This window comes from Streptomyces hiroshimensis (assembly GCF_014650335.1).
GTDB classification, from domain to species: Bacteria; Actinomycetota; Actinomycetes; order Streptomycetales; family Streptomycetaceae; genus Streptomyces; species Streptomyces hiroshimensis.
This window is the reverse complement of sequence record NZ_BMUT01000008.1, coordinates 352,877-371,541: the sequence shown is the minus strand read 5'-3', so window position 1 is coordinate 371,541 and position 18,665 is coordinate 352,877. Positions and strand designations below refer to the sequence as shown.

Here is an 18,665-nt window from a genome sequence, read left to right as displayed (position 1 = left end):
GGCCGCCCCGGCCGCGCCCGCCGCCGCTGCGGCCGCCCCGGCGGCCCCTGCTCCGGCGAAGCCCGCGGCCAAGGCCGCGCCCGCCAAGCCGGCGGCCGCCGCGAAGCCGGCCGAGCCGGCCGCCGGCCCCGAGCTGGTCACGCTGCGTGGCCCCGCCGCTGCGGTCGCGAAGAACATGAACGCCTCCCTGGAGCTGCCGACGGCCACGTCCGTCCGCGCCGTCCCGGTGAAGCTGCTGTTCGACCAGCGCATCGTGATCAACAATCACCTCAAGCGCGCCCGCGGCGGCAAGGTCTCCTTCACGCACCTCATCGGCTTCGCCATGGTGCAGGCGCTGAAGCTCATGCCGTCGATGAACTACTCCTTCACGGAGAAGGACGGCAAGCCGACCCTCGTCAAGCCGGAGCACGTCAACCTCGGCCTGGCGATCGACCTCGTCAAGCCGAACGGTGACCGCCAGCTCGTGGTCGCGGCCATCAAGAAGGCCGAGACGCTGAACTTCTTCGAGTTCTGGCAGGCCTACGAGGACATCGTCCGCCGCGCCCGCGTCGGCAAGCTGACGATGGACGACTTCACCGGCGTCACCGCCTCGCTGACCAACCCCGGCGGCATCGGCACCGTGCACTCCGTGCCGCGCCTGATGCCCGGCCAGGGTCTGATCCTCGGCGTCGGCGCGATGGACTACCCCGCCGAGTTCCAGGGCACCTCGCAGGACGCCCTGAACCGCATGGGCATCTCCAAGGTCATGACCCTGACCTCGACGTACGACCACCGGGTGATCCAGGGCGCCGCCTCCGGCGAGTTCCTGCGGATCATGTCCCAGCTGCTGCTGGGCGAGAACGGCTTCTACGACGAGATCTTCGAGGCGCTGCGCATCCCCTACGAGCCGGTCCGCTGGCTCAAGGACATCGACGCCTCGCACGACGACGACGTCACCAAGGCCGCCCGCGTCTTCGAGCTGATCCACTCCTACCGGGTCCGCGGCCACGTCATGGCCGACACCGACCCGCTGGAGTACCGCCAGCGCAAGCACCCCGACCTCGACATCACCGAGCACGGCCTCACCCTGTGGGACCTTGAGCGCGAGTTCGCGGTCGGCGGCTTCGCCGGCAAGTCCATGATGAAGCTGCGCGACATCCTCGGCGTGCTGCGCGACTCGTACTGCCGCACCACCGGCATCGAGTTCATGCACATCCAGGACCCCAAGCAGCGCAAGTGGATCCAGGACCGCGTCGAGCGCGGCCACTCCAAGCCCGAGCGCGAGGAGCAGCTGCGCATCCTGCGCCGGCTGAACGCCGCGGAGGCCTTCGAGACCTTCCTGCAGACGAAGTACGTCGGCCAGAAGCGCTTCTCCCTGGAGGGCGGCGAGTCCGTCATCCCGCTGCTGGACTCGGTGCTGGACGCCGCCGCCGAGGCGCGTCTGGACGAGGTCGTCATCGGCATGGCCCACCGCGGCCGCCTCAACGTCCTCGCCAACATCGTCGGCAAGTCCTACGCGCAGATCTTCCGCGAGTTCGAGGGCAACCTCGACCCGAAGTCGATGCACGGCTCCGGCGACGTGAAGTACCACCTGGGCGCCGAGGGCACCTTCACCGGCCTGGACGGCGAGCAGATCAAGGTCTCGCTGGCCGCCAACCCCTCCCACCTGGAGACGGTCGACCCGGTCGTCGAGGGCATCGCCCGCGCCAAGCAGGACATCATCGGCAAGGCGGGCACGGACTTCACCGTCCTGCCGGTCCAGCTGCACGGCGACGCGGCCTTCGCGGGCCAGGGCGTCGTCGCGGAGACGCTGAACATGTCGCAGCTGCGCGGCTACCGCACCGGCGGCACCGTGCACATCGTCATCAACAACCAGGTCGGCTTCACCGCGCCGCCGGAGTCCTCGCGCTCGTCGATGTACTGCACCGACGTCGCCCGGATGATCGAGGCGCCGATCTTCCACGTGAACGGTGACGACCCGGAGGCCGTGGTCCGCGTCGCGCGGCTCGCCTTCGAGTTCCGCCAGGCGTTCAACAAGGACGTCGTCATCGACCTGATCTGCTACCGCCGCCGGGGCCACAACGAGTCGGACAACCCCTCGTTCACCCAGCCGCTGATGTACGACCTGATCGACAAGAAGCGCTCGGTGCGCAAGCTGTACACCGAGTCCCTCATCGGTCGCGGCGACATCACCCTGGAAGAGGCCGAGCAGGCCCTGCAGGACTACCAGGGCCAGCTGGAGAAGGTCTTCGTCGAGGTCCGCGACGCCGACGCGGCGGCGGCTCCGGCCGCCGTCCCGGCCCCGCTGGGCGGGTTCCCGGTGGCGGTGAACACCGCGATCTCCCAGGAGGTCCTCAAGCGGATCGCCGAGTCGCAGGTCACCACGCCGGAGAACGTCACGGTGCACCCGCGCCTGGTGCCGCAGCTGCAGCGCCGCGCCGCCAGCATCGAGGACGGCACGATCGACTGGGGCATGGGCGAGACCCTCGCCTTCGGCTCGCTGCTGATGGAGGGCACCCCGGTCCGGCTCGCCGGCCAGGACTCCCGCCGCGGCACCTTCGGCCAGCGCCACGCGGTGCTCGTCGACCGCGAGACCGGCGAGGACTACACCCCGCTGCTCTACCTCTCCGACGAGCAGGCCCGCTTCAACGTCTACGACTCGCTCCTGAGCGAGTACGCGGCGATGGGCTTCGAGTACGGCTACTCGCTGGCCCGCCCGGACGCCCTGGTGCTGTGGGAGGCCCAGTTCGGTGACTTCGTCAACGGCGCCCAGAGCATCGTCGACGAGTTCATCTCCTCCTCCGAGCAGAAGTGGAACCAGACCTCTGGTGTCACGCTGCTGCTGCCGCACGGCTACGAGGGCCAGGGCCCGGACCACTCCTCGGCCCGCGTCGAGCGCTTCCTGCAGCTGTGCGCGCAGAACAACATGACGGTCGCCATGCCGACGCTGCCGTCGAACTACTTCCACCTGCTGCGCTGGCAGGTCCACAACCCGCACCACAAGCCGCTGATCGTCTTCACCCCGAAGTCGATGCTGCGTCTGAAGGCCGCGGCGTCGAAGGCGGAGGAGTTCACGAGCGGCGGGTTCCGTCCGGTCATCGGTGACGACACCGTCGCCGCGGCGGACGTCCGCAAGGTCGTCTTCTGCTCCGGCAAGGTCTACTACGACCTGGCCGCCGAGCGCGCCAAGCGCGGTGCCACGGACACGGCCATCGTCCGCATCGAGCGCCTCTACCCGCTGCCGGGCGAGGAGCTCCAGGCCGAGATCGCCAAGTTCCCGAACGCCGAGAAGTACATCTGGGCGCAGGAGGAGCCGGCGAACCAGGGTGCGTGGCCGTTCATCGCGCTGAACCTGATCGACCACCTGGACCTGGCCGTCGGCGCCGACGTCCCGGCCCGCGAGCGGCTGCGGCGGATCTCCCGTCCGCACTCCTCGTCCCCGGCGGTCGGCTCGGCCAAGCGTCACCAGGCCGAGCAGCAGACGCTGATCAACGAGGTGTTCGACGCCTGACGGAGACGTCTGACGGAGTCGTCTCCCGTACGGACCGGGCCCCCATCGCCGCGAGGCGGTGGGGGCCCGGTCCGTTGTGGATGCCCGTCCTATCCTTGGCCTGACGTAACCACATCATCCGACGGAGAGAACGTGTACTTCACCGACCGCGGCATCGAGGAGCTGGAGAACCGGCGGGGCGAGGAGGAGGTCACGCTCGGCTGGGTGGCCGAGCAGCTGCGCACCTTCGTCGACCTGAACCCGGACTTCGAGGTGCCGGTGGAGCGCCTGGCGACGTGGCTGGCGCGGCTGGACGACGAGGACGACGAGTAGCCTTCCGCCGGAAGCGCGGGTCGCTGCGCCCCGTCAGGGGCGCGGGGAACTGCGCGACAAGCCCCCACCGGCCCGCAGGGGCGCTCAGCCGCGAGCCCGCCACCAGTCGTACGCGAGCGTCAACGCCCCGTCCGCGAGAAGCGTGACGCCGGCAGCCGTCACGCCCCGTCGCCCGCTCCGCCGCCCCCACAGGGCCAGGCCCGCCCCGGCCGCGATCTCCGCGGCGCCGAGGGCGCGGGCGCGCGGCCCGCGGGTCCAGGCGCCGAGCCGCCCGCTCCCGGCGTCCAGCAGCCCCGTCCGCACCGCCTCGCGCCAGCCCGGCCAGTCGACCGCCTCGGCCGCGGGGTGCGCGCCCGCGGCGGCCCGCAGCCCGTCGGCCGGGACGCCCGGGGCGAGGCCGGGCGCGAGGTCCAGGCCCGTCCGGGAGAGGACGGCGATCAGCCCGAGGACCCGGGCGGCGGCGCCGGCGTCCGCATCGGGCCGGGCGAGCCCGTCGAGCGCGGCCCCGTCGAGCACCGGGTCGAGCCCGATGCGGGCCCGCAGCGCGGTCATGGCCGCCTCCTCGCCGAGCGGGGTGCCGTCGGCGAGCCATGCGTACCCCACGGTCCGCCGGAAGCCCGCCGCGACCACGAATCCCGCCCCGCGCGCATCCCACCACAGGCCCACGACGGGCCACTGCTCGGCGACGGCCAGGGTGTGCGCCCAGCCGGCGGTGGCCGTGGCGAGGTCGGTGCCCTCGGTGCGCCAGGAGTCCTTGCCGGGGATCAGCGCGCTCCACCCCTCCCCGGCCGGGACCAGGAGGAGCGGTTCGTTCAGGAGCTGGGCGGAGGGCCGGACGCGGCCGGGCTCGGCCCGGCAGAGCAGCAGGACCCCCGCCGCGCGGCTGTGATCAGTAGCGGACATGCGACCACGCTATGCCAAGCGGGGAGTGCTTGACTTCGCGGGACCGCGATATATCGTGTTTCAGGGAAGACGCGATATAGTCCGTATCTCGTTCCGCCGTCCGATGCCAGCAGAAGGGGGCCCGGCATGCCGGTCGAGTCCGAGTGGTCACTGTCCACACCGCAGAACATCGCCTTCGAGGGGCCGGTCACCGCGCTGGACGTGCGCGCCGTGAACGGCACGGTCAACGTCGTCGGCGCGGACGGCGGCCCGGCCCGCCTGGAGCTGACGGGGATCGACGGCCCGCCGCTGAAGGTCGCCCACCAGGGCGGCAGGCTGACCGTCGGGTACGACGACATGGCGCAGAAGTCCCGCCTCGGCTGGTTCTCCCGCAAGAGCTGGAACCGCTCGGCGGACGTGACCCTCACCGTGCCCGCGGAGGCGTCCGTCACGGTCACCGTCGTCGGGGCGGGCACCGTGGTCTCCGGCATCGCGGGCAGCACGAAGGTCCAGGGCGTCTCCGGCGACACCACGCTCGTCGGCCTCACCGGCGACGTCCGCACGGAGACGGTCTCGGGCCGCGTGGAAGCACAGGGCCTCGGTGGCGACGTCCGCTGCAACGCCGTCTCCGGCGACCTCACGGTCGTCGAGTGCACGGGCGGCCGGATCAAGGCCGACTCGGTCAGCGGCAACGTGGTGATCGACCTGTCGCCCACCGCGCCGGGCACCGACCTGGCGGTCACCTCCGTCTCCGGCGAGGTCGCCGTCCGGCTGCCCGCCACGGCGGACGCGACGGTGGAGGCGGGCACCACGGTCGGCCCGGTCTCCTGCGCCTTCGGCGAGCTGCGGGTCCAGGACCAGTTCGGCGCGAGGAACATCACCGGCCGGCTCGGCAGCGGCCACGGCCGGATCAAGGTCACCACCCTCTCCGGCGCCGTCGCACTGCTGCGCGGACCGGACGCCGACGACTGGACGGACGCCCCCGCCGGGGCCCCCGCCCGGGGAAAGGTCCTCTGATGCCCCCCGTCTTCGCCCACGGCCGGCTGCGCCTGTACCTGCTCAAGCTGCTCGACGAGGCGCCCCGCCACGGCTACGAGATCATCCGCCTGCTGGAGGAGCGCTTCCAGGGCCTGTACGCGCCCTCCGCCGGCACCGTCTACCCGCGCCTGGCCAAGCTGGAGGCCGAGGGCCTGGTCACCCACACCACCGAGGGCGGCCGCAAGGTCTACGCCATCACCGCCGCCGGCCGCGCCGAACTCGCCGGCCGGCAGGGCGAACTGGCCGAGCTGGAACTGGAGATCCGCGAATCCGTCGCCGCGCTCGCGGCCGACATCCGCGAGGACGTCCGGGGCGCCGCCGGCGACCTGCGGCGCCAGATGCGCGAAGCCGCCCGGCAGACCCGGGCGGGGGCGGGGGCGGACTCGCACCCCTTCGACAGCGCCAAGGAGGACTACCGCCGGGCGAAGGAGCAGTGGAAGGAGCAGACCCGGCGGGCCAAGGAGGAGAGCCGGCGCGCCCGCCAGGACGCCCAGCAGGCCCGCCACCAGGCCCGGGAGGCCCAGGAACGGGCCCGCGAGGAGGTCCGGCGCGCCACCGAGCGCGTCCAGGAGCAGGTGCAGGAACACCTGCGCCGCGGCGACTGGCCGGCGGGCATCGCGGAAGGCGTCAGCGCCCTGGCGAAGGAGTTCGGCGCCTTCACGGCCCGGACGACGGGCGCCGCGGGTACGGCGGATGCGGCCGGTCCGGCGGGCACTGACGGCGCCCGGCGCCCCGAGCCCCCGGCGGGCCCCGCCCCGGAGTGGGCCGAGGCCGCGGACGGCCTCTCCAAGGACCCGGCCCGCGACCTGGACCGCCTCCTCGACCGCTTCCGCGACGACATCCGCGACGCGGCCCGCGACCACGGCGTGACCCAGGAGCAACTGGCCGAATCCCGCCGCCACCTGGCCGACGCGGCCACCCGCATCATGGCCCTCCTCCGCCCGGGAGACTGACATGCCCACAGGATCGACGGCGTGGTGGCTGGCCCGGCTGTTACCGGCGCGTCCGCACCCGCCCGCTCAGGCCCCGCACGTGAGGCAGGCCACACGAGCTACGGCGTAGCCGGGACATCGTGCGTATCGTTGAACCACGCGGCTGCTGAAACCAGTGGCAGCGGGGAGGAGCGTCACGGTGACCATCGCACTGACCGACAGGACCGAGATGGCCGAGAACGGAGAGCGAAGCTTCGACGAGATGTTCGAGCTTCTCTACGAGATCGTCCCCGAGGGATTCAAGGGCGAGATCGTAGAGGGGGCAATTGTGATGTCGCCGCAGAGGCGCGCGCACTCGGCCATCATCCGGATTGTGCTGCGCCAGCTTGAGGCCGAATTCGGTCCGGACAGCACGCTCGAAATGGACGTCCGGCTCGATCTGCCCGGCTACAAAAACGGCTTCGCTCCCGACCTCTACAAGGTCTCCGACGGTGCCGAACCGGACGCGAAGGGGAACTGGCGCTACCAGGACGTCGAGTTCGTCCTCGAAGTGATCTCCCGCGGGACCGCCGACAGCGACTACGGCAAGAAGAAGGACGCCTACGCCGCCAGTGGGATCCCTGTCTACCTGATCGCGGACCCGTACACCGGGCTGTGCCACCTGTACACGGTGCCGAAGGACGGCGAGTACCGCAGCCGCCTGAAGCTGGACTTCGGCCAGCCCGTCGACCTCACCGACACCCTCCTCGGCATGACCCTGCAGACGGACCGCTTTCCCCGCGACTGACGGCTGCGACGCCGGACGGGCGGGTGTACGGGACTTCTCCCGTACACCCGCCCGTTTCCGTACCGCCGACCGCTACAGCACCTTCGACAGGAACGCCTTCGTCCGGTCGTGCTGCGGGTTGGTGAGGACGTCGCGCGGGTTGCCCGATTCGACCACCACGCCCTGGTCCATGAAGACCACCGAGTCGCCGACCTCGCGGGCGAAGCCCATCTCGTGGGTCACCACGATCATGGTCATGCCGTCCTCGGCCAGGCCGCGCATGACGTCCAGGACGTCACCGACGAGCTCCGGGTCGAGCGCCGAGGTGGGCTCGTCGAAGAGCATCAGCTTCGGCTCCATCGCCAGCGCCCGCGCGATCGCGACGCGCTGCTGCTGGCCGCCGGAGAGCTGCGAGGGGTAGTTCTCGGCCTTGTCGCCGAGGCCGACCCGGTCGAGGAGCTTCTTCGCCCGCTCCCGGGCGACGGCCTTCGTCTCGCCCTTGACCTGGACCGGCGCCTCCATGACGTTCGCGAGCGCCGTCATGTGCGGGAAGAGGTTGAAGCGCTGGAACACCATGCCGATGTCCCGGCGGTTCTTGGCGACCTCGCTGTCCTTGAGCTCGTAGAGCTTGTCGCCCTGCTGGCGGTAGCCCACCAGGCGGCCGTCGACGTACAGCTTGCCCGCGTTCACCTGCTCCAGGTGGTTGATGCACCGCAGGAAGGTGGACTTGCCGGAGCCGGAGGGGCCGATGAGGCAGAACACCTCGCGCGGGGCGACCTCGAGGTCGATGCCCTTGAGGACCTGCACGGCGCCGTAGGACTTGTGGACGCCCTCGGCCTTCACCATCGCGTTCATGCGCTGACGCCTCCCTTGGGACGGTTGCTGAAGGAGGACAGGTTGGCCTTGACCTTCTGCCACGGGGTGAGCGGCAGGGTCCGCAGGGAACCGCGGGCGTAACGCCGCTCCAGGTAGAACTGGCCGACGCTGAAGATGCTGGTGAGGATCAGGTACCAGGTGGCCGCGAGGAAGAGCATCTCCACCGGGGCGCCGGTGGTCTGCCCGATGTCGGACGTGGAGCGCAGTAGCTCCAGATACTGGGCCGCGGCGGCTGCCAGCGACGAGGTCTTGAGCATGTTGATGAACTCGTTGCCGGTCGGCGGCACGATGACCCGCATCGCCTGCGGCAGCACGATCCGGCGCAGCGTCCGGGCCTGGCTCATGCCGAGCGCGTGCGCGGCCTCGGTCTGGCCCTCGTCGACCGACTTGATGCCGGCCCGCACGATCTCGGACATGTAGGCGGCCTCGTTGAGCCCCAGGCCGAGCAGCGCGGCCATGAACGGCGTCATGAAGTCGCTCATCTCGTCCCGGTAGATGGGGCCGAGGTTGATGTACGGGAAGATCAGCGCGAGGTTGAACCACAGCAGCAGCTGGACGTAGACCGGGGTGCCCCGGAAGAACCAGATATAGGCCCAGGAGACGGAGGACGTCACCGGGTTCTTCGACAGCCGCATCACGGCGAGCAGGATGCCGCCGACGAGACCCAGCAGCATGGCGAGCACCGAGATCAGGACCGTCTTGCCCAGACCCTCGACGACCGTCGAGTCGAACAGGTAGTCCGGGATGGTGCTGTAGTGGACCTTCGCCGAGGCGAACGCGTTGACCAGCAGCCCGAGGAGGCCGAGGACGACGACGGCGGAGATCCAGCGACCGTAGTGCCGGACGGGGATCGCCTTGATCGCCTCGGGGACGGTCGCGGTGGCGGTGGCGGTGGCGGCCGCGGCCTTCTTGGCGTCGGCGTCGCCTCCGGCGGGGTCGCCCTTCTCAGAGGCCTTGCCGGCTTCGCCGGACTTTCCGGCCTCGGCGGGCTTGTCGGCCTTGCCGGCGTCCGCGGGCTTCGCGGACTTCGCAAGCTTGTCGGACTTATCGGCATCAGCCGGCTTGTCCGCGGCAGCGGCCTTGTCGGCGTCGGCGTCGGCGGGCTCGCCGGCCTTGTCGGCGTCGGCCGACTTGCCTGCGTCCGCGGCCTCGGCGGGCTTGTCCGCGTCCGCGGACTTCGCAGCCTCGGCCGGCTTGTCCGAGTCGGCCGGCTTCGCGGCGTCAGCCGCCTCCGCGGCGGCCGCGTCCTTGCCGGTTTCGGCGGCCTTCGCCGCCTCCGCGGCCTCGGCCGCCTCGGTGGGTTCCTTCCCGTCGGGCTTGTCGGGCGACGGGGAGTCAGGGGAAGAAGTCACGGGGAGTGCCTTTCAGCAGATCCGTACGAGGTCGAGGGGGACGGGGGAAACCGCAGCGGGACGCGCCCGCGCGGCAGCGCCTCGTCAGGAACCGCCGTTGATCTTGGCTTCCTTGACGGCGCCGGCGTCGACGCCCCAGGTCGTGATGACCTTCCCGTACGCACCGTTCTTGATGATCGCTTCGAGCGCCGTCTTCAGGGCGTCCCGCAGCTGGGTGTTCTCCTTCGCGACGGCGATGCCGTACGGCGCGGCCTCGACCTGGTCGCCGACCGTCTCGAAGTCGTTGCCGCCGCCCGAGGTCTTGACCGCGTAGGCCGCGACCGGGAAGTCGCTGGAGACGGCGTCCACGCCGCCGGCCTTGAGCCGGGTCTGGGCCTCGAGGTCGGTGTCGAAGGCCTCGATGGAGATGGAGCCCTTGTCGTCCTTCTCGCACTTCTCGGACTGGGACTTGGCCAGGTCGTGCGAGACCGTGCCGCGCTGGACCGCGACCTTCTTGTCGCAGAGGTCCTCCCAGCCCTTGATGTCCTTGGTCTCGCCCTTCTTCGTGTAGAGCGAGACGCCGGCGTTGAAATAGTCGACGAAGTCGACGCCCTCGCCGACCTTCTTCTTGGTCTTGGGGTCCACGCCGTCCTGGCGGTCCTTGGTGTCGGTCATCGCGGACATCGCGATGTCGTAACGCTTGGATCGCAGACCGGTCAGCAGCGCATCGAAGGTGCCGTTGTTGAACTCGACCTTCACGCCGAGTTCCTTGCCCAGGGCGGCGGCGATGTCGGGGTCGATGCCGACGACCTTGCCCTCCTTCTTGAATTCCACCGGCGGGTAGGCGATGTCCGAACCGACCTTGATGACGCCGGAGTCCTGGATCTTCTTCGGCAGCTTGTCGAAGAGGGGGGCCTTGGAGCCCTGGGCGCTCTGGCCGGCCTCGTTGCCGGTCTTGTCCCGCTGGTCGCCACAGCCGGTGAGCAGCAGGGCGCCGGCGACCGCGATCGCGCCGGCCGCGGCCAAACGACTCCTGGCGGCAGCCGTGCGAGGGGTGGAGCTTGCGGTCATTGCTGGTTCCTCCTGCGGGTGAGGGGGTGGCCCAAGGAGCCGACTGTTGGACAGACACAGAACAAACACAGGAAAACGCTGATGACGCACGAAGCGCGGAGCACACACCCTTGGATGTCGCGACCTCGTGTGATTGGGGCATCTTGCCATCCGGACTGCACCATTCGGGGGCCTCGCTATGTCAAAATCGGATAACGGGCGATCCCCGTGCCGTATCGGGTCGGTACCAGCTCCGTACGGAGTACCGGACTCAAGGCTTCCTCTTCTGTGGGGCGCCGGTGCGAGACGTATGTCACGCGCGCTCTGTCTCAGTCCGTGGACTTATGCCCCCAGTTGACACCGTTCCGGCCCGCAAACCGGGCCGCTTCCGGCCGCGCCGCGGCAAGTCAGCGGGAACTCACTCGTAGGCCGCAGCGCTCATTTGATAGAAAGACCAGCTATACCCCGTACCAAGGGGTCGAGGGCGCGTGTGCGGCGCGCCCGGCATACGGATCCGGACCGCGCGGCATCAACCCCACGCGCGGAGGTCATCTCGGTGGCCGGACACGGACCCGAAGCCCGACCCGCCCCGCAACCCAGGGCGGATACCCTCGACGGACATTCGACAAAGGGGTCAAATAAAGTGGCAGCGGAGATCGTGAATCCTCGCAGCGACAGCGGTCCGGACGATACTCGCGACGAGTTCTTCGATCCGGCGTTCGCGCTGCACCGGGGCGGCAAGATGGCCGTCCAGGCGACCGTGCCCGTGCGCGACCGGGACGATCTGTCCCTCGCCTACACGCCCGGCGTGGCCAAGGTGTGCAGCGCCATCGCGGAGCAGCCGGAGCTCGTCCACGACTACACCTGGAAGTCCCAGGTCGTCGCCGTGGTCACGGACGGCAGCGCGGTGCTCGGGCTCGGTGACATCGGCCCGGAGGCCTCCTTGCCCGTGATGGAGGGCAAGGCGATCCTCTTCAAGCAGTTCGGCGGCGTCGACGCCGTCCCCATCGCCCTCGACTGCCGCGGTGTCGACGAGATCGTCGAGACCGTCGCGCGCCTCGCGCCCTCCTTCGGCGGCATCAACCTGGAGGACGTCTCCGCGCCGCGCTGCTTCGAGGTCGAGCGCAAGCTCCAGGAGCGGCTGGACATCCCCGTCTTCCACGACGACCAGCACGGCACGGCCGTCGTCACCCTCGCCGCCCTGCGCAACGCGGCCAAGCTCACCGGCCGGACGCTCGGCGAGCTGCGCGCCGTGATCTCGGGCGCGGGCGCGGCCGGCGTCGCGATCGCCAGGATCCTGGTGGAAGCGGGCATCGGCGACGTGGCCGTCTGCGACCGCAAGGGCATCGTCTCGGGCGACCGCGAGGACCTCACCGAGGTCAAGCGCGACCTGGCTGGCTTCACCAACAAGGCCGGGCTCACGGGTCCCCTGGCGGTGGCGCTGGACGGCGCGGACGTCTTCATCGGCGTCTCGGGCGGCACGGTCCCGGAGGAGGCCGTGGCCACGATGGCGAAGAACGCCCTGATCTTCGCGATGGCCAACCCCACCCCGGAGATCCACCCGGAGGTCGCCCACAAGTACGCGGCCGTCGTCGCCACCGGCCGCAGCGACTACCCGAACCAGATCAACAACGTCCTGGCCTTCCCGGGCATCTTCGCGGGCGCCCTGCAGGTGCGGGCCTCCCGCATCACGGAGGGCATGAAGCTCGCCGCCGCGGAGGCCCTCGCGGCCGTCGTCGCGGACGAGCTGAGCGCCGAGTGCGTCATCCCGTCGCCGTTCGACGAGCGGGTGGCCCCGGCGGTGACGGCCGCCGTCGCGGCCGCCGCGCGCGCGGAGGGTGTCGCGCGGCGCTGACGCCCGTACCCGACGCCGTACGTGTACGAACCGGGCCGCACCTCCTTACCCGGGGGTGCGGCCCGGTCGCCGTATCGCCGGGTCGCCGTATCGCCCACCCGGTGACGTCGCCGTATCAGCCGAGCCGCCGGACGAACACGTCGCCCGTGCCGTTGGTGTCGCCGGGGACCAGGCCGCTGCCCCAGCTGTTGAAGACGGCGGTCCGGCCGAGCAGGTCGGTCCTGACCTCGCCCGCGTTCCCGTTGTCCTGGGTGCCGTCGGCGGCGACGTTGAGCCGCTCCACGGCGCCGGTCCGCAGGTTCCGTACGAACACGTCCTGCCGGCCGTTGGTGTCCCCGGGCACCAGGTTGGCGGCGTCGGAGGCGAAGAACACCCGCTCGTCGTCGGCGCTCATCGCGGCGCCCCCGTAGGAGGCGCCGTCGGCCTGGGAGCCGTCCGCGGCGAGGCTGACGCGCCGCGTGGTGCCGGTCTGCAGGTCCTTCGCGTAGACGTCCTGGGCGCCGTTGGTGTCGTCCGCCACGACCTGCTCGGGGCTGGAGAAGAGGGCATAGCGGCCGTCGGGGCTGAGGCCGGTGCCGCCGGTGACCAGCGCCGGCAGGCCGTCGTACGTCTCGGCCGCGCGCTGGGTGCGCCCGGTGCGCAGCTCGTGCACGTAGAACCCGTAGAGGCCGGGCCGGGCGAGCCCCCTGGCGGGCTTCCGCGACGTGCCCGGGACCAGGTTGCCGGCCGCCGTCCGGAAGCCGATCCGGCTGCCGTCCGCGCTGATCACGGGGTAGCCGGACATGCCGTCGGCCTGGGTGCCGTCGCTCGCGACGCTCACCCGCTGCGTGGTGCCGCGCCACCGGTCGAGGACGAAGACGTCCTCCCGCTGGTTGGTGTCGCCCGGCACGAGGTCGTCGCGGCCGGAGACGAATGCGACATAGCGGCCGTTCGTGCTGATGACCGGCGAGTGGTTCGAGCCGCCCCCGGCGGTGCGGTTCCTGACGAGCACCTCCGTCCGCCCGGTCCGGCGGTCGCGGACGAAGACGTCGGAGCCGCCCGGGTTGCTGCCCGGGGCGAGGTCGGCGCCGGAGTCGAAGACGACGTACCGCCCGTCGCCGCTGATCGACGGCGAGGAGGACCCGCTGTCGGCCGGGGTTCCGTCGCTCGCCGCGCTGACCAGCTCGGTCCTGCCCGTCGCCAGGTCCCTCACGAAGACGTGCCCGGTGGGCCCGGCGCCGGGCGCGAGCGTGCCCGCGCGGGACAGGAAGACCACGGTGCGGCCGTCGGCGCTGAGCGAGGCGCCGTAGGACTCCGCGTCGGCCTGGGTGCCGTCGCTCGCGACGCTCACCCGCTCGATGCGCGGGGCGCGGTACGGGGCCGCGGCGGAAGCTGCACCTGCCGCGGGCAGGAGGGCCGCGCAGGCTGCTGCGACGGCCGCGGCGACGACGGCCCGTCTGAGATGACGCATGATCGTCTGAACCCCCTCGGTGACGGCCCGCACCGGCGGGCGCGGGCCATCCGAAGCCAACCCCCGGGCCTTGCGCCCGGTCAACGAGGAGGCGCAGTCTCCGCTGCGGATACGGCCGTTGCGACAGGGGTGACTGGACGGGCGCGCGGCGCGGCGCGCGTCACATCGTGGCGTGGTTCCGCACGGCAGGCGGCGCGGCTAGGTTCGGACCATGTTCGCCGCCTACGCCGCACGCATCGACCGTGACCAGCCGCTCAACGGACTCGAGTTGGGGCAGCGCCCCGAGCCCGAGGCGCCCCCCGGGTGGACGGTCGTCCACGTCAAGGCCGCCTCCCTCAACCACCACGACCTGTGGTCGCTGCGCGGGGTGGGGCTCGGCGAGGAGGCGCTGCCGATGATCCTCGGCTGCGACGCCGCCGGGGTCGACGAGTACGGCAACGACGTCGTCGTCCACTCCGTCATCGGCCAGACCGGCCACGGCGTGGGCCCGCTGGAGCCGCGCTCCATCCTCACCGAGCGCTACCAGGGCACCTTCGCCGAGCGGGTCGCCGTCCCCGCGTGGAACGTGCTGCCCAAGCCCAAGGAGCTCAGCTACGAGGAGGCCGCCTGCCTGCCGACCGCGTGGCTGACCGCGTACCGCATGCTGTTCACCAACGCCGGCGTGCGCCCCGGCCAGAGCGTCCTGGTGCAGGGCGCGGGCGGCGGCGTGGCCACCGCCGCGATCGTCCTCGGCGCCGCGGCCGGCCTGCGCGTCTTCGCGACCAGCCGCGACGCCGCCAAGCGCGAGCGCGCCGTGGAGCTGGGCGCCGAGGGCGCCTACGAGCCGGGGGCGCGGCTGCCGCACCGGGTGGACGCCGTCATCGAGACCGTCGGCGCCGCCACCTGGTCGCACTCGGTCAAGTCCCTCAAGCCCGGCGGCACCCTGGTGATCTCCGGCGCGACGAGCGGGCCGAACCCGCCGGCCGCCGAGCTCAACCGCATCTTCTTCCTGGAGCTGAAGGTCGTCGGCTCGACCATGGGCTCCAAGGAGGAGCTGGCGGACCTGCTGAGCTTCTGCGCGGCGCACGGCGTACGGCCCGTCATCGACTCCGTCCTGCCGCTGGACCAGGCGCGCGAGGGACTCGAAAAGATGGCCGGTGGCGACCTGTTCGGCAAGGTCGTGCTCCAGGTATGAACGGCGGATGCCGAAGAGACGCTTGCGCAAGGCGGCGTTCCTCGCCGCTGCCGCCGTCCTGCTGCTTCTGACGCCCGGGGCCCCGGCGGAGGCCCGTACGGACCCGGGCGCCGCCCCGGCCCCGGATGCCCCGGCCCCGGGCATCCCGCCGCTCACCGACGAGCAGGGCCGGACCCTCACCCTGCGCGGCTGGAACCTCGCGGACAAGGAGCACCGCGGCGACGAGGCCCTCGCGGACATCACGGAGCGCTCCCTGCGCGACATGGCCGCGCAGGGCTTCAACCTCGCCCGCCTCGCGGTCTTCTGGGACGACCTGGAGCCGCGGCCCGGCCACTACAGCACGCCCTACCTCCGCAAGATCGAACGCGTGCTGGACTGGGCGCACAAGTACCGCGTCCGCGTCGTCATCGACGCCCACCAGGACGTCTACGGGCCCGCCTTCGGCAGCCACCGCGGCATCCCCGCCTGGGCCACCCGCACCGACGGCCTGCCCTACCGGCCCCACCCCGACGACTGGTTCGCCGAGTACTTCGAACCGGCCGTGCAGGCCGCCTTCGAACACCTCTACCAGGACGAGGACCTGCGCCGCGCCCAGGCCCGCATGTGGCAGGTCCTCGCGGGGCGGCTCGCGGACCACCCCGCCGTGTTCGGCTACGACCTGATCAACGAGCCGATGGGCCGAATGCACCCCGGCGAGAGCATCCCGGACGCGGCCCGCCGCATCGAGTCGACGCGGATCACTCCCATGTACCGGCGCATCGCCGAGGCGATCCGGCGCGTCGACCGCCGCCACTGGCTGTTCGTCGAGCCCACTCCCGCCGCCGGCGAGGGCGTCCCGACCGGCCTCGGCCGCATCCGCGACCCCAAGGTCGTCTACGCCCCGCACTTCTACAACGCCGCCATGGAGGCCGGGCGCGACTACGACCCGGCGTCGGGCTGGCTGCAGGCGTACGAGGCGGCCGTCGTCCACTATCCGCGCGCCATGGCCATCCCCGTCTTCATCGGCGAGTGGGGCCCGCTCGACAGCTCCCTGCCGAACATGGCCCGCTTCTACGAGGACGCCCTCACGTCCATGTCCCGCTACGCGACCGGCTGGGCGAGCTGGCAGTGGTGCTACGGCGGCGGCTACTGCGCCATGGACGAGCACGGGATCTTCCAGCCCAACAAGTCCCGGACGGCGGAGCCGTACGCGGCCGCCGTGGCGGGGACGGTGCGGTCCGCGTTCTACAGCCCGGTGTCGGGCGTCTACCGCCTGATATACGCCCCGAGGCGGCACGGCACCACGGAATTGATCCTGCCGCCGGCGCCGCGCGGCTGGCACGTCGAGGTGACGGGCCCGGCCCGGGCTGACACCACGCGGGTTCCGGCGGCGGAGCGGGCTACGGTGCGGGTGACGGCGGGCGCCGGAGGCGGTGAGGCCGCGGTGACGGTGACGGCGGACTGACGGCACCGGTCACCACCGGGGCGGCACGGGCACAGATCCCGTACCGCCCCGGTCCGTTGCCGCTACTTGAGCGCGAGCACCATCGCGTCCATGGGCGAGCTCCAGACCGTCCGGGCCTCCGCGAAGCCCGCCTCGCGCAGGGTCTGCGCATGCCACTCGGCGGAGGGGGTGTCGCCGTCGGCGTGCTCCCCGTAGATCTCGAAGCGCTCGGCGGTGGGCCCGGCGAGCACCGGGTCGGCGGCGGCGAGCTCCCACCACGCGCGCCAGTCGAGCGCGCCCGCGGCCTTGGCGCGGTCCATGCGCGCGTGGCGCAGGGTCCGTTCGGCCTCGTTGATGCGGGGCGTGCCGGGGTCCGGCATGTGGTCGGCGTTGAGGAAGACGCCGCCCTCGCGGACGACTCCGGCGAGCTGTCCGTAGAGGGTGCGCAGGGGGTCGGAGTGCAGCCAGTGCAGGGCGGTGGCGGTGAGCACGGCGTCATAGGAGGCGTGGGGCAGCTGCCCGGTCCACTGCGGGTCCTTGAGGTCCGCGGTGACGAACCGGACGCGGTCGTCGCCGGCGAAGGTGCCGCGGGCGATGGCCAGCAGGGCCGGGTCCAGGTCGACGCCGGTGGAGACGGCTCCGGGGAAGCGGTCCAGCAGGCGGGCGGTGATGGTGCCCGTGCCGCAGGCGAGGTCGAGCACGCGGGGTGTGGGGCCCGCGAAGGCCTCGACCATGTCGAGCATGACCCGGAACCGCTCCTCGCGGTCGGGCATGTACCACTCCTGCTGCCGGTCCCAGCTGTCCTGCCAGGCCTTCCAGTCCGTGCCGACGACGGCCTCGGTCATGAGGTTCCTCCAACGGGTCGCACCGTGTAATACCCTCGGTCGTACACCGACCATTACAGGCCGGTGCCCCGACCCTAGACCGCACTCCGTAAGGACCACAAGTGGAACTGGCCTATTACTCGGACTTCGCTGTGCGGCTGGTCAACAGCGAAGAGCCCGCGCGCGCCACCGACACCCTGACCTCCGTCGAGGCCGTGCGCGAGCTCTTCGGGCCCAGCGCCCAGGCGGCACGGCGCGCGAGCGACAGCGACGTCACCCGGCTGAGGGCCGTCCGGGCCCGGCTGCGCGCGGTCTTCGAGGCCGCCGCCGAGGGCGACGAGGTGCGCGCCGTGGACCTGCTCAACGCCCTGCTGATGGAGTATCCGGTCAGCCCGCAGGTCTCCGGGCACGAGTACCGCGACGAGGACGGCCGTCCCAAGTGGCACATGCACATCGCCGACCACGCGGCCAACGCGGGCGCCTCGTACGCCGCCACCGCCTGCATGGGCCTCGCCGTGCACCTGACGGAGTACGGCGTGGACCGGCTCGGCATCTGCCAGGCCACGCCCTGCCGCAACGCCTACCTCGACACCTCGACCAACCGCTCGCGCCGCTACTGCTCCGACCGCTGCGCCACCCGGGCCAACGTCGCCGCCTACCGGGCCCGCAAGCGCCTGGAGAGCCGCGCGGCCGAGGCCCCGGCGGGCAGCGACCGCACCGGCCTGAGCGCCGAGGCCAGCCACGACAGCAGCGCGCCCGCCGAGCGCTGACCCGCCTGCGGGGGCCGTCGCAGCCGCACCAGCGCGCGGGCCACCACGAGCTCCTGCGGCACCACCCCGAACTCCCGGCTGTCGTTCTCCACCAGCGGGTTGTCCCCGCGCACCCACCAGCCGCCCCCGCGCAGCTCCACGGCGCGCTTGACGATGAGCAGGTCCTGCCGGAACGGGTGGCGCAGCACCACCACGTCACCCGGCCGCACCACCGCCCCGTACTGGACGACCAGCTGGTCCCCGGGGTTCAGCGTCGGCACCATCGACGGGTTGTAGACCTCGGCCAGCCCGATCCGCAGCAGTCCGCGGCGCTCGCGGTCCAGCTCCTGCCCGCGCTCGTCCACCTGCTCCTGCACCGCGGCACCTCCCGGTCCGTCGTCCTCCACCAGTCCCAGACTGACACTGGACTTTTGTCCTAAGCCCCCCGGGGCACCCGAGAAAAGCCTTCCCACACCGAGTAATCTCGCACCTGAGAAGACGATCACGAGGAAG

The 18,665-nt window shown here is 71.6% G+C and carries 15 protein-coding genes and 1 pseudogene; 9 read left to right on the top strand and 7 right to left on the bottom strand.

Features of this window, described 5'->3' with window-relative positions; genetic code table 11:
* Together IE241_RS20345 and IE241_RS20340 are read left to right on the top strand one after the other, a co-directional pair.
* Positions 1-3,490: multifunctional oxoglutarate decarboxylase/oxoglutarate dehydrogenase thiamine pyrophosphate-binding subunit/dihydrolipoyllysine-residue succinyltransferase subunit (locus IE241_RS20345; RefSeq protein ID WP_190023203.1), on the top strand; the 3,490-nt coding region annotated here is incomplete at its 5' end.
* Between the two features lie 132 nt (positions 3,491-3,622).
* On the top strand, positions 3,623-3,802 hold the full coding sequence (locus IE241_RS20340; protein ID WP_004937694.1) for a DUF6104 family protein: 180 nt from the start codon (positions 3,623-3,625) through the stop codon (positions 3,800-3,802).
* Positions 3,803-3,886: 84 nt separating this feature from the next.
* Here the strand turns inward: IE241_RS20340 and IE241_RS20335 are convergent, their stop codons facing one another.
* Positions 3,887-4,705, bottom strand: a complete 819-nt coding sequence (locus tag IE241_RS20335; protein ID WP_190023202.1) for a hypothetical protein — start codon at positions 4,703-4,705, stop codon at positions 3,887-3,889.
* A 126-nt stretch (positions 4,706-4,831) separates the two neighbouring features.
* Between IE241_RS20335 and IE241_RS20330 the strand changes: the two genes are divergently transcribed.
* The 3 genes from IE241_RS20330 (at position 4,832) to IE241_RS20320 (ending at position 7,441) form a co-directional block, all read left to right on the top strand.
* Positions 4,832-5,701 carry a DUF4097 family beta strand repeat-containing protein gene (locus tag IE241_RS20330; RefSeq protein ID WP_190023201.1) on the top strand — a complete coding sequence of 290 codons (870 nt, stop codon included), beginning with the start codon at positions 4,832-4,834 and terminating at the stop codon, positions 5,699-5,701.
* Complete coding sequence (locus tag IE241_RS20325) at positions 5,701-6,675, top strand: PadR family transcriptional regulator (RefSeq protein WP_190023200.1); 975 nt, start codon at positions 5,701-5,703, stop codon at positions 6,673-6,675. Before IE241_RS20330 ends, IE241_RS20325 begins: the two co-directional genes overlap by 1 nt.
* 178 nt (positions 6,676-6,853) lie before the next feature.
* On the top strand, positions 6,854-7,441 hold the full coding sequence (locus IE241_RS20320) for a Uma2 family endonuclease (RefSeq protein WP_229899534.1): 588 nt from the start codon (positions 6,854-6,856) through the stop codon (positions 7,439-7,441).
* A gap of 72 nt (positions 7,442-7,513) precedes the next feature.
* Here the strand turns inward: IE241_RS20320 and IE241_RS20315 are convergent, their stop codons facing one another.
* The 3 genes and pseudogenes from IE241_RS20315 to IE241_RS20305 form a co-directional block, all read right to left on the bottom strand.
* Entirely contained in the window at positions 7,514-8,275 is a 762-nt protein-coding gene (locus tag IE241_RS20315) for an amino acid ABC transporter ATP-binding protein (protein ID WP_168092454.1), read from the bottom strand.
* Positions 8,272-9,171 (bottom strand): annotated as a pseudogene (locus IE241_RS20310) (amino acid ABC transporter permease); the annotation flags it as partial. The gene IE241_RS20315 and the pseudogene IE241_RS20310, both read right to left, overlap by 4 nt.
* Before the next feature lie 561 nt (positions 9,172-9,732).
* Complete coding sequence (locus IE241_RS20305; protein WP_190023199.1) at positions 9,733-10,698, bottom strand: ABC transporter substrate-binding protein; 966 nt, start codon at positions 10,696-10,698, stop codon at positions 9,733-9,735.
* A gap of 622 nt (positions 10,699-11,320) precedes the next feature.
* Here IE241_RS20305 and IE241_RS20300 point away from each other — a divergent pair.
* Positions 11,321-12,532 carry an NAD(P)-dependent malic enzyme gene (locus IE241_RS20300; protein WP_190023198.1) on the top strand — a complete coding sequence of 404 codons (1,212 nt, stop codon included), beginning with the start codon at positions 11,321-11,323 and terminating at the stop codon, positions 12,530-12,532.
* A 115-nt stretch (positions 12,533-12,647) separates the two neighbouring features.
* On the opposite strand, the gene IE241_RS20295 is transcribed toward IE241_RS20300, so the two are convergent.
* Positions 12,648-13,982: a TolB family protein gene (locus IE241_RS20295; RefSeq protein ID WP_190023197.1), complete on the bottom strand. Its 1,335-nt coding sequence runs from the start codon at positions 13,980-13,982 to the stop codon at positions 12,648-12,650.
* A 211-nt stretch (positions 13,983-14,193) separates the two neighbouring features.
* Between IE241_RS20295 and IE241_RS20290 the strand changes: the two genes are divergently transcribed.
* Positions 14,194-15,156: a zinc-binding dehydrogenase gene (locus tag IE241_RS20290; protein ID WP_190023196.1), complete on the top strand. Its 963-nt coding sequence runs from the start codon at positions 14,194-14,196 to the stop codon at positions 15,154-15,156.
* A gap of 7 nt (positions 15,157-15,163) precedes the next feature.
* Positions 15,164-16,600 carry a cellulase family glycosylhydrolase gene (locus IE241_RS20285; RefSeq protein ID WP_190023195.1) on the top strand — a complete coding sequence of 479 codons (1,437 nt, stop codon included), beginning with the start codon at positions 15,164-15,166 and terminating at the stop codon, positions 16,598-16,600.
* Between the two features lie 62 nt (positions 16,601-16,662).
* Here the strand turns inward: IE241_RS20285 and IE241_RS20280 are convergent, their stop codons facing one another.
* Positions 16,663-17,424 (bottom strand): class I SAM-dependent methyltransferase, encoded by a 762-nt coding sequence (locus IE241_RS20280; RefSeq protein WP_190023194.1) that lies wholly within the window; start codon positions 17,422-17,424, stop codon positions 16,663-16,665.
* 101 nt (positions 17,425-17,525) lie between these two features.
* Here IE241_RS20280 and IE241_RS20275 point away from each other — a divergent pair, with 101 nt between their 5' ends.
* Positions 17,526-18,173 carry a CGNR zinc finger domain-containing protein gene (locus IE241_RS20275; protein WP_190023193.1) on the top strand — a complete coding sequence of 216 codons (648 nt, stop codon included), beginning with the start codon at positions 17,526-17,528 and terminating at the stop codon, positions 18,171-18,173.
* On the opposite strand, the gene sodX is transcribed toward IE241_RS20275, so the two are convergent.
* On the bottom strand, positions 18,059-18,529 hold the full coding sequence (gene sodX, locus IE241_RS20270) for a nickel-type superoxide dismutase maturation protease (protein WP_190023192.1): 471 nt from the start codon (positions 18,527-18,529) through the stop codon (positions 18,059-18,061). The two genes, IE241_RS20275 and sodX, sit on opposite strands and share 115 nt — an antisense overlap.
* Between the last annotated feature and the right edge of the window lie 136 nt (positions 18,530-18,665).